We start from the raw sequence: 14,478 nt of genomic DNA on the forward strand, positions 1-14,478 counted from the left end.
AGGATCTCCGAGCCGCGAGGCTACGGTGGGGGCCGCTTTCCCGTCAAGGTCTCTCCGAACGGAAGCTTGTGCCCGGGGCGCATGGGGCTAGAAAGACCGCGTGGCCAAGGACCAGCGCCCTCGCCTCCGCGCACGACCCCTCGACGAGCCCCTGCACGTCGTGCTGGTCGACCCCGAGATCCCGCAGAACACCGGCAGCATCGCCCGGCTCACGGCCGCCACGAAGAGCAAGCTGCACCTCGTCGGCAAGCTCGGCTTCCGCATCGACGAGCACTCGGTCCGCCGCGCCGGCGTCGACTACTGGCACCTCGTCGAGCTCGAACAGCACGCCGACTTCGACCAATTCCGCGCGAGCTTGCCGAACGCACGCCTCTGCCTCTTCAGCGCGGTGGCCACGAAGAGCTACCTCGACGCGGGCTACAGGCCCGGCGACGTGCTCGTGTTCGGCAAGGAGAGCAAGGGCCTCGACGACGCGCTGCTCGAGCGCTTCCCCGACGACGTCTACGGCATCCCGACCCTCGGGCCCGTGCGCTCGCTGAACCTCGCGAACGCGGTGGGCATCGTGCTCTACGAGGCCCTGCGGCAGATCGGCGCGTTCTCGCAGACGACGCTCGGATGACCTCGATGATGAAGCCACTCCTGCTTTGCCTGGCGCTGCTCGCCTCCGCGGCGGGCTGCAACCGGCGCCCGGTGAACGCATCGCCCGACGGCGCGGTGCGCGAGCTCGTCGAGCGCCTGCGGCTCGTGAACGGCGACCCGGCCGCGGCGAAGAGCGCGTTCGAGCTGCTCTCGAAGCGCGCGCGTGGAAACCTCGCCGAGCGAGCCCAGCGCTACAGCGCGGCGAGCGGCAAGACGATCGCGCCCGAGGCGATGATCGTGCCCTCGCGCTTCGTCGTTCGTTTCGAGCCCCAACGGTATGCGGCGCAGATCTCCGGCAACCACGCGCTCGTCGAGATCATCGGCCTCGGGCCGGAGGACCACGCGCAGGTCGCGTGTGTCTTCGAGGACGAAGCGTGGCGCGTGGATCTTCCGTTTCCGCCGCTGCCGCCGGTGCAGGTTCGTCCGGGAAATAATTAAAAAAACGAAGGGCCGATTCCTCGTGGAATCGGCCCTGTTTCGGGGAACCGCACCGCCCCCTTGCGCGCGCGGCTCTACGGTTCAGTTGGCGAGAAAGATCGCCTCGATCTCCGTCTTCACCTGCTCCTCGGTCTGACCCCGCGCGATCGCGATCTCCTTCACGATGAGCGAACGCGCCGTGTCGAGCATGCGGCGCTCGCCGAAGGAGAGCTGCTTGTCCGTCTTCAGACGGTAGAGATCACGCAAGACCTCGGCGACGTCGTAAATCGAGCCCGTCTTGATCTTGTCCATGAAGCCGCGGTAGCGGCGGTTCCAGGTCTGGTTGTCGAACGCGATCGTGCGCTCGCGCAGGATATCGAAGATCTCGCGGATCTCCTGCTCCGAGATCACCTGACGGAGCCCGACGGCGCTGGCGTTGGAGACCGGCACCATGATTTTGCGGTCGGTGTCCAGGATGCGGAGAACGTAGAAGCGCTGGCGGTTCCCGGCGATGTCTTTCTCTTCGATGTTGACGACCTCGGCCACGCCCTGGGCCGGATAAACCGCCTTGTCGCCTACCTTGAACTGGATCTCCGAACGAGCCTGCATACTGTCTCCTTTGCCTACCGCCCCGCCGCTTCGATCCCGTGTCCCCGCTGGGCCGAGCGATGCGATCGCTCGAGGTCGGCCAGGAACCGTTGGATCTGGTGTCTCATTCCGAAGAGGGGAGCGCCGCCGCGAAGACCACGATAAGGGCCTGGGGGATGCGGGAGATCGCAGAGCGCTGCTGGTTCGGTCACCATCGAAGACACCGCGGGGGAGCTGACGGTGGAAGGGGTTTCGGGGTTGTTGAGAGAAGTCCCCTCACGTCTCGAGATCTCGACGTCCCGGTGAGGGGTTAGTTTGCGCCAGGCGCGCGCACTCTAGTGAGAACGCCGGGATCTGTCAACCGAATTGGCTTCTACCGGCGAGCTTCCATACAGTTATGGCAACGGTCCGGTGAAACGGCAACGGACACGCGTATGGATGGGCGGCAGAGCGAGCGATCGCCGTTACGCCTCGCGCCCTTCCGCAAGCCTTCGCGCGAGCCCCCAGCGCACACCCCGATCCGACACGATGAGCTCGGCGGTGGATTCCACGGCGGGCGTGCTCGACGCCCGTGCCTCACAGGCCCACGCGAGCACCTCCGCGACGAGGACCCCACCCGCCACGATCACGTCCGCACGCTCCGGTTTGATCGTCCGCAAGGCGCGTCGCTCGGCGAGCGGCATGGCCGCGAGCGAGCCCACGGCGCGGACGACCTCGTCCCGCGAGAGACGCGCGCCATGCACGCGGGAAGCGTCGTAAGGGAACACGTCCCGCGCATAGGCCGCGAGCGTGGTCACCGTGCCTGCCACGCCGACGAGCGCGCCGCTCGGCGAGAAGCCCGTGCGCTCGAGCGAGGCGCGCACATCCGCCCGCACCGCTTCGAGCTCCGCCGCCGTCGGTGGGTCGCTCTTCACGTGCCGCTCGGTGAGCCGCACGCTGCCAATGTCGAGGCTCGTCGCGTGCGCGAGCCCTTTCGCCGTGTCGCCCGTCACGATCTCCGTGCTGCCGCCCCCAACGTCGAAAACCGTGACGGGGCCCGAGAGACCGAGCCCCGACAGCGCGCCTTCGAACGTGAGCTCCGCTTCCTCGCGACCCGAGACGACACGTGGCTCGACGCCGAGCCGCACCTTTGCCTCGGCGCGGAAGGCGTCACCGCCGCTCGCGTCGCGCATCGCGCTCGTGCCCACGGCGGCGACCTTCGCGGCGCCGGCCGCGCGCAGTTCTTTGCCGTACTGCGCGAGGCAATCGAGCGTGCGTTCCACGGCCTCGGGCGCGAGCTTGCGCGTCGCGTCGACGCCCTGCCCGAGGCGCGTGATCGTGGCGCGCTCGAGGATCGGAACGAGCTCGTCGCCCCTCTGCTCGACGACCAGCAAGAGAACGGAGTTCGTGCCGATGTCGATGGCGGCGAATCGCATGGAGCTCAGATGGTTGGAGGACAAAGGATCGGATGGACGCTCGATCAGTTCGCGAGCGTCTTGAGGTCGAGCATCTCCTCGACGTTCGGCAGCACCACGAGCTCGCAGCGGCGGTTGGCGAGCTTGTTCTCGGGCGTGTCGTTCGGCTTCACCGGGTCGGTGTCGCCGTAGCCCGCGGCGCTCCAGCGAGCGGGGCTCAGGCCGCCGCCGCCCTTCTCATTCGTCTCGATGAGGAACGAGAGCACCTCACGCGCGCGCATCACGCTGAGGCCCCAGTTGTCCTTGAAGCGACCGCCCGTGAGCTTGTCGCTGTCGGTGTGACCGGCGACCTGGAACGAGCGCTGCGACAGGGCCGAGTCGGTGCGCACGACCTCGGCGACCTTGAGCAGGATGTCCTGCCCGTCCTTCTTCAGCGTCTCCTTGCCGGGGTCGAAGAGCACGTCGCCCGGGAGCTGGATGACCATGCGGTTGTTGCGCACGGTCACGTTGAGGCCGAGCTTCGTCAGGGCCTGGAGCTTCTCGCGCAGCGTCTCGAAGCGCTTCTTGATCGCCTCGAGCTGCTCGGCGCGGCGGCGGTACTCCTCGAGGGCCTTCGACTGCTCCTCGAGGCTCGCGTTGAGCTTCGATATATCGACGCCGGCGTTCTTGAGCTGCTGCTTGAGCTGCTCGATTTGCGCCTTCGCGTCGTCGAGCTCGCCGCGAGCCTTCTTGTTTTGCCTCTCCTCATCGGCGAGCTGGCCCTTCAGGGCCTCGATTTCACGGACTTTGGCCTGCATCTCCTCCTCGGAGTAGCCGCACCCGGTAGCGCCCGTGAAGGCGAAGAGGGCGGATCCGAGCAGGAGCCACGAGGTCGTGCGACGCATCGACATCCTGTCCTCCTGGACGCTTGACGGACGTCCGGACGGTAGCCGAGGTTCGATGTGTCGCACAAGGGGAGACATGCTTCGCGGCCCCCGATGCATAGATCGCTCACAGTGTCAATAGGCGACGTTTGGCGACGAAAGAGGAGGTTGTAGGCGCCTGGAATCGCGAGGGACACTACACCCCATCTGTTCCTGCGTTCCGCCCTCGCAATGCTTGCAGAGCGATCTCCCTTCAACCGAAGGGGTACATCAGAGCAGGCCTTGCAAGAATTTCCTTGACCGTCACCATGCGTGGCAATATACGTCGTGCAACATCTGTTGTCTCGGGGCTCGCGACTCAGGCAAAGCGCATAGCGAGAGCGAGAGCGAGGCGGCCAATCAGGAGGGTCTCAGATGGCTGCGAAGAAGACTGCGAAGAAGCCCGCGAAGAAGGCGACCAAGAAGGCCACCAAGCCGGCCGCCCAGAAGGCCACGAAGGCCGCCAAGAAGCCGGCGAAGAAGGCTGCCGCGAAGAAGACGGCCGCCAAGCGCGCCCCCGCGAAGAAGACGGCCGCCAAGCGCGCCCCCGCGAAGAAGCGCGCCGCCGCCACGACGAAGCGCACGGCGAAGAAGGCCACGAAGCGCGCGCCGGCCAAGAAGTCGGCCGCTCCACGGGGCCGCGCCGCCGCCAAGCCCGCCGCTCCCAAGTCCGCGCCGGCTCCCGCTCCCGCCGCCTCGCACGAAGAGGAATAGGCTCGGTAGCTAGCTCGCAACGCTCTTCGCAGCCCTCCCGGAGGCGGATTTCGAGTCCGCCTCGCGGGAGTCGGGGCCTCGACAAAGATCGAGGGATGATGTGCCCCGAAGAAGCTCGACCCGTCGCGGTAGAGACATCGAAGAGCCTAGACCGAATGGACGTCGGAACGCACCGCACGTCCATTCGTGTTTTTGTGCGCCTCTTTCCGTAGTCTCGTCCCGTGATCAAGAGCCCGCGCGCGATCCTCGCGCTGCTCACGGCCCTGAACCTCCTGAACTACGTCGACCGCTTCGTCGTCACGGCCGTAGGACCGCGCATTCAAGAACACCTCGGGCTCTCCGACAAGGAGCTCGGCCTCGTCACGAGCGCCTTCATGCTCGGCTACTTCGTCACGAGCCCCGTCTTCGGGTGGCTCGGTGACAGGTTCCCGCGCAAAGCCCTCATCGCCGCCGGCGTGCTCGTCTGGTCCGCCGCAACCGCAGCCTCGGGCCTCGCAGGCGCGCTCGCGTCGCTGCTCGCCGCGCGTGTCGTCGTGGGCGTCGGCGAGGCGAGCTACGCGACCCTGAGCCCCACGATCATCGACGACGTCGCACCCGCCAAAAAGAAGAACCGATGGCTCGGCGTCTTCTACGTCGCCATCCCCGCGGGCTCCGCGCTCGGCTTCATCCTCGGCGGCTTGCTCGAGCAGCGCTACGGATGGCGCAACGCCTTCTACATCGCAGGTGGGCCCGGCGTGCTGCTCGCGCTCGTCGCGCTGCTCCTCCACGAGCCACCACGCACGCTCGCACAGAAGAAGGACGATCGCGGCGTCGTCGCGAGCTTCCTCGACGACACACGCGCGCTCGCACAAAGCCGCTCGTACGTGCTCACGGTCGCGGGCTACATCGCGCAGACGTTCGCGCTCGGCGGCTTCGTGCAGTGGGCCGTGCCGTTCCTCTATCGAAGGCTGTGCCTCGATCTGCACGTCGCCGACGGCGCGTTCGGCAAGCTCACGGTGCTCACGGGCCTCGTCGGCACCGCGATCGGCAGCCTCGTCGCGGAGCGCGTGCCGGGCGAGGAGCGCGTGCGCGCGGCGCTCTGGGTCTGCGCGATCTCCTCGGCCGTGGCCACGCCGGTCGCCGTCCTCGCGCTCTTCGCACGCTCGTCCACGAGCTTCCTCGCGCTGCTCGGGGTCTGCGAGCTCGCGGTGTTCGCGAGCATGGCCCCGACGAACCTCGCCATCTTGAAGTCGGTGCCCGAGGATCGACGCGCGAGCGCGATGGCGCTGTCGATCTTCCTGATCCACCTGCTCGGTGATCTGATCTCGCCTCCGATCGTCGGCGCGGTGAGCGACGCGTTCGGCGACTCGAAGGCGCAGTGCACGTCGGGCACGGGCCTCTTCTGGGGCATGCTCACGCTGCCCGTCGCGCTCGCGCTCTCGGCCGCGTTCTGGTTTGTCGGCGCGCGCCGGAAAAACCCGGTTCCCTCGCCCCGCTAGTCGCCGAGGTAGAGCCGGAGCGATCGCGCCGCGGAAGGACGATCGAACGGCACGCCCGCGAGCTCGCGTTGCGACATGCGCTCGAAGAGCTGGATCGAAAAATCGTAGAAGGCCTCGCACTCACGCGCGGCCGTGTCGAGGCGCGTCGGGTCGAGCAGATCGGCGTCGCGCAGCGCCGCGAGCGAAGCGACGAGGTCCTTCGCGCGCGGGTAGTCGCCGAGCACGACGAGCGGATAGCCCATCGCGCGGAAGTAGCCGAGGAAGTCACGCACGAAGCCGAAGCTCTCGGGCACGGCCCAAAGGTCGCTCGTGGGATCGGCGTGCCGGAGCTTGCTCGTGAATGCGCGCGTGATCTGCGCGAACATCCACACGTTCTGCCGCACGCGCGCGATCGTCCCGCGCCGCACGCCGACGTCCTCGAAGACGCGCCCCTCCTCGAGCGTCGCCCCGAGCGCGCGCCCGAGGAAGAGCACGCAGAGCTCGATCGCCGGCCGCAGAAGCGCCGTCGCGCCCTGAATCCGCGCGCGCAGATCCTGCTCCGTGAGCTTCGCGTCCGCGGGAGGTAGTTCGTGCTCAAAGATTCGTCGGAGCTCGATGCGCAGACTCGCTGACACCGTGAGCAGCGCGTCCTTGATCGCCGAGAGCCTCTGCCCCTCCGCGACGAGCGCGCCGTGCCGTGCCGCGATGTCCGCCGCGCCCACGCGCCCGAGCTCCCGGCTGAACCCCTCCGCGAGCAGCTCACCCGATCGCCTGCGCAGGTAGTTCGACAGCGCGCGCCCGTCGCTGCGCAGCACCGCGAGCACGAGGTACGCGCGCCCCGCCACGCGACGATCGGTGTGATCGAGCGCGATCGCATCGAGCAGCCGCAGATACCGAAGCATGCGGTAGAGCGACAGGAACGTGAGCGCCACGAGTCGATGCGGGTGCTCGCCGCTCACGTTCTGCATGAGCTCGAGCACCGCCGACGAGCCGATGCGATCGAACTCGGGCCGGAACTCGAGCGCCGAAAGCGGGTTGAAGAATGCGCTCTGCGTGATCTCGCGCATCGTGATCGAGAGGTGCGCGTAGAAGACGCGGTAGCTCACGCGCGGCAGGCGCAGCATCGCCGTGCCCGTCTCGATCAGGTTCGTGAACGCCTGCCGCAAGAGGAACAGCGCCGCCTCGGGCGACTCCTGCGCCATCGTCGCGTAGACGAGCCGCGTGCGCGAGTTGTCCTCGGGCAGCACGGTCTCGAGGTAGCGCTGGAACACGAACGCGCGATCACGCTCGCCGAGCATCATGCGCGCGAGTTGCACGACGCGCGCCATGCCATCTTTCGCGTGCGCGAGCTGCTCGCGGAAGTCGTGGCTGACGATCGTTTGTCTACGACCCGAGCCCGGGTGGTTGCGCGGGTTCGCGAAGCAGGCGAGGCCCTTCAGCAGGATCTCGAGCTCGAAGAGGATCTCGTCCTTCTGCTTCTCGGCGAGCTTCGAGAACCAGGCGTCGCGCGCCTCGCGTTGCTCACGACGCAGGCCTCGCGAGTCGCGCAGAAGCTCGACGTACGCGTTGTTCGCGCCGCCCAGGCCCTGGCCGCGTGTGGGAGGGTTCGAATCGCTCGTCAAGGGCTCGTCCGGCGCCTAACGGCGCGCCTTGAACTCGAAGGGATAGGTAAAGATCGTGTCCTTGCCGCTCGGCGACTTCGGGTACGTCAGGCCCTTGGCCACGTCCTGCATGCAGCTCTCGATCTCGGGCGCGGTGATGTCGCTGTCCTCGCGCTTGATCTTCGCCTCCTTGAGCCGACCGTCCGGCGCGAGCTCGAACGTGAAGGCGACCTTGCCCTTCTGTCCCGGGTTGTTCTTCGCCCAGAGATCGAAGCAGCAGCGGAACGCATCACGCTTCGACTTGATGAGGTCGCTCATCGGCTGGAAGCGATCACTCGCGCCCGCGTCGCCCGCGGTCTGCGCGTTGTTCATCACGACGCCGCTCGCCGGCGGCTCGTTCGTGATCTCCGCGAGCATGTCCTTGCAGTCGGACGCCTTCTCCGGAGCCTTGCGCGGCGCAGGCGGAGGCGCCGCAGCCGCGCCCGCGCCTTGATCGGCCGGAGAAGCGCCTTGCCCGGGCTTCGCCTCTTCCTTCGGCGCTGCCGTCTCGCCGCTCGCGGCTTTGTCCGGCGAGGCTTCAGGCGAACTCGCCTCGGGAGGCGATCCGCTCGCGCACGCCGAAAACAGCGCCGCGAAAGTGAGGCTCAACGTCGCGAAGAAGGAGGCTGTCGCGCAGGCTCGCATGGCGGCCATCCTACCCGATCCTGCCTCCTTCCCGTGCGTCACCTCGCCCGGACGCGCGCGCCGGACCATCCTTCGGCCATGCGTAGGCTCCCCGCCAAGCTTGCACTCCTCGTGATCCCCCTCGCATTTGCCCTCCCAGCCGCGTGCGGCGACGCCTACGAGGTTCGTCCGTGTGGTCAGATCCCCGAGAAAGGCTGCCCCGTCGGCCGCGGTGGAACGTGCGACGACCAGACTTGCGCGGCCCTCTACGATTGTGTGGACGGCGCCTGGCGCCTCGCCGAGGCCTGCCCCGGCGGCGGCCAGGACCCGGACGCCGGCGTCTCCCCCGATGGTTGCGCCAAACCTGTGATTGACCATACCGGCGAGACCACCGGCTGCAAGCCGGACCTGCAGAACCCGGACTGTCCTGCGGTCGCGGCCGAGCAGTGCTTCGAAACCGTTTGCCTGACCGATTGCTTGGATTTTTTTCTTTGCAGCGGAGAAGGCTGGAACCTCGTGGCATACTGCAATGAAGAAGGGACGCTTGTACTGACCCAGTGAGGCGACGAGGTCTGCATCGAGTCCCGGAAGCCGCGGTGTTCTTCGCGATGGCGATGGCGCTCGTGGGCTGTCCGGACGAACGCGGCCCGGTCGAAGTCGTGGAACCCACGGCCGAGATCGCGGCGAAAGGCGCACGCGCGCCGGTTTCTGGCATGGCCGTCGACGTCGTCTCGGTGCGCTCCGACGCGGCGATCGACGTGGAGGCGGTGCGTGCGGTGCTGCGCGACGCGGAGCCCGCGTTTCTCGCGTGCATCGATCCCGATGATTCGACGGGCGTGATCGCGCTGAAGCTCGGGATCGAGGAGGACGGCGCGACGCTCGACGTGACCTCGCAACAAGCGACGACCTACGGCACGGACGACGCGCGCGCGTGCCTCGAGCGAATCGTGGCGGCGCTCAGGTTCCCGACGACGCAGTCCCGCGAGCGCTTCGAGCTCGCGGTCACGCTCGAAGTGCGCACGCGGCACGAGCTTTAGTCCCGAGGGGGACGCCTCGCGTCCCCCTCTCGGCCTGGCGAAGCCCGGCCGATTCACCCCCCGAGGCGAGTTCGCTTCGCGATCTCGCAGCGCGTATCCGCGCTGATTCAAGCCGACTTCAGGAAAGGCTCCCACTCCTTGAACGGCTCGGGTCGGCCGAGCAAAAGGAGCATGGAGGCCGACCAGCGCGGCGCCGTGGGCGTGCGGAGAAGGCGCATGCTCGCTTCCTCCGGCGTGCGTCGACCTTTGCGCAAATTGCACGGGCGACACGCGGTGACGAGGTTCTCCCACGAGTCGACGCCGCCGCGCGATCGCGGCACGACGTGATCGATGTTGAGGTCACGCACGGGCGGCCGCTTCGAGCAGTACTGACACTGGTGCGCGTCGCGCAGCATCACGTTGCGGCGCGACAGGCGCACCGTCGGACGGCGCACGCGCTCGTAGCGGCGCAGGTGGAGGACGCGGGGCACGCGCAGCGAGCCGCCGACGATGGGCAGGCCGTCGTCGGTGTCGCGAACGGGCAAGCCGCGCCAGGACGAGAAATCGTGGACCTCGCCGACCTCGTCGATGGCGTGCGCGGCGCCGCCGAAGAGAAGCAGGAATGCGCGGCGTGCGGTCGTCACCTGGACAGGATGAAAATGCCGGTTGAGCGCGAGGACCGGCAACGTCAGCGGATCACGGCTCCGCCTCTCGGGATGGAGGAGCGTCGGGTTCGCGAGCGTGAGGTCGTCGTCGATTTCGAACGAACCGTCGAGCTCATCGTGCCCGCCCACCATGTCGGCGTCACCAACATCCGAGGGGCTCGTCGAAAGGAGCGAGGCCCCCAATCGCTCGGAGAGCTCAGGCCTTGGCACAGCCTGAATGTAGCAACAAATGGCCCGGTCTGGCGGCCCCCCGCACGAAAAAAAGAGCGCCCCCGGCCGCGGGTCTTTGCCCCGCGCTCTCCATCGCTTACAGGCTCCGCATGTTCAAAGAGCGATGCTTGCAAGGCAGGACCGCGATCGTGACCGGCGGTGGCACGGGCCTCGGACTCTCCATGGCGCTCGGCCTCGCTGATCTCGGTGCGAACCTCGTGCTCACGAGCCGCGACCCCGGGCACATCGAACCCGCATGCGAAAAGGTGCGCGAGCGCGGCGGAAAAGCCCTCGCGGTGCGCTGTGACGTCAGGCACTTCCCCGAGGTCGAGGCCATGGTCGCCGAGGCCGAGCGCACGTTCGGATCGATCGACATCCTGATCAACAACGCGGCCGGAAACTTCCTCTGCCCCACGGAAGATTTGAGCCCCAACGGCTTCAACGCCGTCGTCTCCATCGTGCTGAACGGCACCTTCCACGCGACGCTCGCCGCAGGGAGGCGGATGATCGCGGCGGGCAAGGGCGGCGTGATCCTGAACATGCTCGCCACGTACGCGTGGACGGGCTCTGGCTTCGTGATCCCGAGCGCGTCGGCGAAGGCGGGCGTGATGGCGATGACGCGCTCGCTCGCCGTCGAGTGGGCGAAATACAAGATCCGCGTGAACGGCATCGCGCCCGGACCCTTCCCCACGGAGGGCGCATGGAAGGCGCTCGTGCCGGAAGGCATGGACAGCATCGGCAAGAGCAAGGTCCCGCTCGGTCGCTACGGTGAGCACGAGGAGCTCGCGAACCTCGCGGCATTCCTGGTGAGTGATTATTCGGCGTACATCACGGGGGACGTGATCACGATCGATGGCGGCGCGTGGCTTTCCGAAGGCGGCACGTTCAACCAGATCGCCATGATGGAGCCCGACACGATCAAGCCCGTCATCGCGATGATGCGAGGCGGTAAGACCAAGTCGAGCGGCTGATGGCCACCGCGGAGGCAGCCGGGCCGCCATCTGGATCGCCGTGGGACGATCCCATCGACGAGGCGCCGCTCGTCTTCCTGGACCTGGAAATGACGGGGCTCCGGCCCGCGTCGGATCGCGTGATCGAGCTCTGCGCCGAACGCACGCGCGGCAGCCGCGTCGAGGCGTCGCTCACGACGCTCGTGCGTCCCGACGACGGCACGTTCGGCAATGCCCACGTGCACGGCATCCAGCGCGAGGACCTCGCGCACGCGCCGACGTTCGTGGAGATCGCCGACAAACTGCTCGCCGTGTGCGAAGGCGGGATCCTCGTCGCGCACGCGGCCTCGTGGGACGTGACGTTCCTGGAAGCGGAGCTCGCGCGGGCGAAGCGGCCCGAACGGTTTCCGTTTTTCCTCGATACCCTCGTCCTCTCGCGTCGCGCCTTCGCGCTGCCGACGCACGCGCTCGGATCGCTCTGCGCTTCCCTCGGCGTGGCGCAGGCCCGCGCGCACCGGGCCGAGGACGACGTGCACGCGCTGCGCGAGGTCTGGAAGAAGATACGAGAGGTGCTCGCGCCCGCGACGCCGCGGGATCTCTGGCACGTTCGTATCGGACAACGCCACGCGCGTCCGGCCATCGTGGCGGCGGCCGTCGCGGCGGCCGAGATCGGGAGACCCGTGCGTCTGCGCTACCGCCCCGCCCATCGCGGGCCCGAGGACCTCGAGTTCTGCGTGACGAGCGTGCGAACGGACCTCGACCCTCCGCGGGTTCTCGGCTATCTGCTTCCCTCGCGCAGCCGCAGGGAGCTACGAGCCGATCGGATCCTGCTGATCGAAGCTCCCGGCGAAGCGGGAAAGTAGAAAGCGAAACGTCCGTGGGAAGCAGTATGTCTCGACGAGATTCCGATCGGCCGCTGGGCCGCGTCTCCCTCCTCGGCGCGGCCGCGCTCGCGCTGCTCCTTTCCGGGTGTCCCACGGCGGGCACGCTCCAGAATGCGCGGCCTGCCACGGCCGACAAATGGTTCCAGCGCGCGACGCAGGACTTCAAGGTCGCCGACATCGACGACGCGCACGACGCCGTCAAGCGGGCGCTCGCGATCGTCCCCGACGACCCCGAGGTCCGCAAGCTCGCGGCCCGCATCGCGCTCGCGCGACTCGACTACGCCGAGACGCTCCGCCTCTTGAAGGGCATCAAAGGCTCGGAGGCCTCGGGCCTGCGCGGCCGGGCGCTCTGGTACAAGGGCGACCTCGAAGCCGCCGCCGATCAGCTCGACGCGATGCTCAACGATCCCGACGTCGTCGACGACTGGGCCAAGGGGATCACGAAGCTCGCGCGGCGCGGCTCGGGGCGCACGCCGTTCGCGCTCTCGGGCGCGCTGCTCGCCGCGGTGGAGCTCCCGCACGTGAGCCCTCTCGCGCCGTTCTTCGTGGTGCCGGTCGAGATCGACGGCGAGAGCGCGCTCGCGATGATCTCCACGGGCAACGCCGAGGTCGTGCTCGACAGCGCGACGCGCCCCGAGCCGAGCTGGATCTCGCTCCGCTTCGGCAAGAAGCTCGAGGTGCACGACGTGCCTGCGCTGACGCAGGACCTCTCGGGTGTCTCGAAGCAGATGGGCGCGCCGATCAAGGCGCTGCTCGGCGTGAACCTGCTCCGGCACCTGCACGCGACGATCGACTACGACGGCCACCAGTTCGTGGCGCGCAGCTTCGCGCCGCCCCCGCCGCCCGACGCGACGCGTGTCGATCTCTCGTACATCCGCGGCGGCGGCATGATCCTGCGCGGCAAGTTCGGCGGCGAGCGTGGCGAGCCCGTGAGCTTGCTCCTCGACACGTCGATGACCTTCCCGCTCGCGCTCGACGAGGGCGGCTGGAAGAAGGCGGGCTCCGTGGCGAAGGATCTCAAGATCGTGGCCGAGGATCCGGAGCAGAAGCTGCGCGAGGGCGTGGTCCCGATGGTGCGCCTCGGCGCCTTCGACGTGCCCAAGGTGCCCGGCGTGTTCGGCACGCCCGTCGACCAGATCGAGCGACAGATCTCGCTCGACATCGACGGCGTGCTCGGCACGGGCCTGCTCGCGCCGTTCCGCGTGACGTTCGGCGATCAGGGCCGCCTCATGTGGCTCGAGGACACGGGGCTGCTCATCCAGCGCATGCTGGCCGAGAGCGGCGGCGGGCAGCCGTATCCCGAGGACGCGATGCCGGGGATGCCCGATCCGCTTTCGCCCTTCGGTCCGCAGCCGGGCCTCGGCCAGCCGGGTGGCCTGGTCCCGCAGCCGGGCGGTGGCCTCGCGCCTGGAGGCAACACGTCGCCCGGAGGCAACGCGCCCGCCGGCGGCGCGAAGCCCCCGAAGAAGGCCCCGGAGCGCTGAGCCATGCAGCACCCGATCGCCGTCTACGCCGGCAGCTTCGATCCCCCGACGCTCGGGCACCTCGACCTGATGGAGCGCGCGGCGAAGCTCTTCGACCGCGTGATCATCGCGATCGGCCGTCACCCGACGCGCAACCCGCTCTTCAACTTCGACGAGCGCCTCGCCCTGCTGACCGAGGTGACGAAGGGCATCCCGAACCTCACGGTCGACTCGTTCGAGGGCCTGCTCTTCCAGTATTGCGAGCGGGTCGGCGCGCGCGTGATCGTGAGGGGCCTGCGCGCCGCGACGGACTTCGAGTACGAGCTCCAGATCGCGCACGCGAACGCGGACATGGCGCCGCACATCGACACGGTCTTCCTGCCGACGCGCACGAATTACGGATTCGTCTCGGCCTCGCTCGTGCGTGAAATCGCGAGCCACGGCGGCGACGTGAGCCATTACGCGCCGCCCGCGGTGAGCGAGGCGCTCCGCAAGAAGTTCGGCCGCTAGCGATACGGGTTCGGACGCTCCATCGCGAGCAGCGTCCGCACCACGTACGGCACCGACGCGACCCCCGCGAGCTCGGCAAGCGCATAAGCGATGTGCTCCCGGCTCGCATGCGGCGGGATGCCCACGCTCGCGATGCGGTAGCCCTCGCGGGACAAGTCTTCCACCGTCTCGATCTGGACGGCGCTCACGGTCTTGTAGACGGCGATGCGCAGCCGCTTCGGCCGGAGCCGGTCGAGGGCGCGCATGGCGAAGTCGATGCGGTCGAACTCTTCGGGATCGTGGTACTCGACGAGGCGCCGCGGATCGGTCTGCTCGAAGCGTGCATCCTGAAGCGTGGCGCGCGAGCGCATGGAGGAAGCGTAGCCCGAGGCCGCGGGACGGGACAGCCCCCGGGCACGGTGCCCA

17 protein-coding genes are annotated in these 14,478 nt (G+C 68.3%); 10 read left to right on the forward strand and 7 right to left on the reverse strand.

Translation table 11 applies throughout. The features are described 5' to 3' along the window. Positions 1–100: 100 nt before the first annotated feature. Together KEG57_RS02490 and KEG57_RS02495 are read left to right on the forward strand one after the other, a co-directional pair. Entirely contained in the window at positions 101–619 is a 519-nt protein-coding gene (locus tag KEG57_RS02490) for a tRNA (cytidine(34)-2'-O)-methyltransferase (protein ID WP_272418238.1), read from the forward strand. A 5-nt stretch (positions 620–624) separates the two neighbouring features. Then, the gene (locus tag KEG57_RS02495) at positions 625–1,077 is read left to right on the forward strand and encodes a hypothetical protein (RefSeq protein WP_272418237.1); all 453 of its coding nucleotides are present in this window, start codon (positions 625–627) and stop codon (positions 1,075–1,077) included. Positions 1,078–1,158: 81 nt separating this feature from the next. Here the strand turns inward: KEG57_RS02495 and KEG57_RS02500 are convergent, their stop codons facing one another. The 3 genes from KEG57_RS02500 to KEG57_RS02510 form a co-directional block, all read right to left on the reverse strand. Next, entirely contained in the window at positions 1,159–1,665 is a 507-nt protein-coding gene (locus KEG57_RS02500) for a CarD family transcriptional regulator (protein ID WP_136920397.1), read from the reverse strand. A 443-nt stretch (positions 1,666–2,108) separates the two neighbouring features. Then, a complete protein-coding gene (locus tag KEG57_RS02505; protein ID WP_272418236.1) occupies positions 2,109–3,059 on the reverse strand; it encodes a Ppx/GppA phosphatase family protein in 951 nt (316 codons plus the stop codon). A gap of 44 nt (positions 3,060–3,103) precedes the next feature. Next, entirely contained in the window at positions 3,104–3,922 is an 819-nt protein-coding gene (locus KEG57_RS02510) for an OmpA/MotB family protein (protein ID WP_308215603.1), read from the reverse strand. 393 nt (positions 3,923–4,315) lie between these two features. Here KEG57_RS02510 and KEG57_RS02515 point away from each other — a divergent pair, with 393 nt between their 5' ends. Together KEG57_RS02515 and KEG57_RS02520 are read left to right on the forward strand one after the other, a co-directional pair. Continuing rightward, on the forward strand, positions 4,316–4,654 hold the full coding sequence (locus KEG57_RS02515) for a hypothetical protein (protein ID WP_272418234.1): 339 nt from the start codon (positions 4,316–4,318) through the stop codon (positions 4,652–4,654). Between the two features lie 221 nt (positions 4,655–4,875). Beyond that, positions 4,876–6,132 (forward strand): spinster family MFS transporter, encoded by a 1,257-nt coding sequence (locus tag KEG57_RS02520; protein WP_272418233.1) that lies wholly within the window; start codon positions 4,876–4,878, stop codon positions 6,130–6,132. Here the strand turns inward: KEG57_RS02520 and KEG57_RS02525 are convergent. Next, a complete protein-coding gene (locus KEG57_RS02525; protein ID WP_272418232.1) occupies positions 6,129–7,733 on the reverse strand; it encodes a hypothetical protein in 1,605 nt (534 codons plus the stop codon). The two genes, KEG57_RS02520 and KEG57_RS02525, sit on opposite strands and share 4 nt — an antisense overlap. 15 nt (positions 7,734–7,748) lie before the next feature. Continuing rightward, positions 7,749–8,396, reverse strand: coding sequence for an AgmX/PglI C-terminal domain-containing protein (locus KEG57_RS02530; RefSeq protein WP_272418231.1), 648 nt, complete (start codon positions 8,394–8,396; stop codon positions 7,749–7,751). Positions 8,397–8,474: 78 nt separating this feature from the next. On the opposite strand from KEG57_RS02530, the gene KEG57_RS02535 reads away from it, so the two are divergent. Next, complete coding sequence (locus tag KEG57_RS02535) at positions 8,475–8,936, forward strand: hypothetical protein (protein WP_272418230.1); 462 nt, start codon at positions 8,475–8,477, stop codon at positions 8,934–8,936. Beyond that, positions 8,933–9,412 carry a hypothetical protein gene (locus KEG57_RS02540; protein ID WP_272418228.1) on the forward strand — a complete coding sequence of 160 codons (480 nt, stop codon included), beginning with the start codon at positions 8,933–8,935 and terminating at the stop codon, positions 9,410–9,412. The genes KEG57_RS02535 and KEG57_RS02540 overlap by 4 nt, the downstream gene beginning before the upstream one ends. Positions 9,413–9,519: 107 nt before the next feature. Here KEG57_RS02540 and KEG57_RS02545 read toward each other — a convergent pair whose 3' ends face one another. Continuing rightward, the gene (locus KEG57_RS02545; protein ID WP_272418227.1) at positions 9,520–10,188 is read right to left on the reverse strand and encodes an HNH endonuclease; all 669 of its coding nucleotides are present in this window, start codon (positions 10,186–10,188) and stop codon (positions 9,520–9,522) included. A gap of 188 nt (positions 10,189–10,376) precedes the next feature. Here KEG57_RS02545 and KEG57_RS02550 point away from each other — a divergent pair, with 188 nt between their 5' ends. From KEG57_RS02550 to coaD, 4 genes are read left to right on the forward strand one after another with little or no spacing between them, the layout of a single operon-like run. Next, on the forward strand, positions 10,377–11,237 hold the full coding sequence (locus KEG57_RS02550) for an SDR family oxidoreductase (RefSeq protein ID WP_272418226.1): 861 nt from the start codon (positions 10,377–10,379) through the stop codon (positions 11,235–11,237). Next, complete coding sequence (locus tag KEG57_RS02555; RefSeq protein ID WP_272418225.1) at positions 11,237–12,079, forward strand: 3'-5' exonuclease; 843 nt, start codon at positions 11,237–11,239, stop codon at positions 12,077–12,079. Before KEG57_RS02550 ends, KEG57_RS02555 begins: the two co-directional genes overlap by 1 nt. A gap of 26 nt (positions 12,080–12,105) precedes the next feature. Next, positions 12,106–13,584, forward strand: coding sequence for a tetratricopeptide repeat protein (locus KEG57_RS02560; RefSeq protein WP_272418224.1), 1,479 nt, complete (start codon positions 12,106–12,108; stop codon positions 13,582–13,584). Between the two features lie 3 nt (positions 13,585–13,587). Next, positions 13,588–14,073: a pantetheine-phosphate adenylyltransferase gene (coaD, locus tag KEG57_RS02565; protein ID WP_272418223.1), complete on the forward strand. Its 486-nt coding sequence runs from the start codon at positions 13,588–13,590 to the stop codon at positions 14,071–14,073. On the opposite strand, the gene KEG57_RS02570 is transcribed toward coaD, so the two are convergent. Beyond that, positions 14,070–14,423, reverse strand: coding sequence for a hypothetical protein (locus KEG57_RS02570; protein ID WP_272418221.1), 354 nt, complete (start codon positions 14,421–14,423; stop codon positions 14,070–14,072). The two genes, coaD and KEG57_RS02570, sit on opposite strands and share 4 nt — an antisense overlap. Positions 14,424–14,478: the final 55 nt, after the last annotated feature.

It is taken from the genome of Polyangium jinanense, assembly GCF_028435365.1.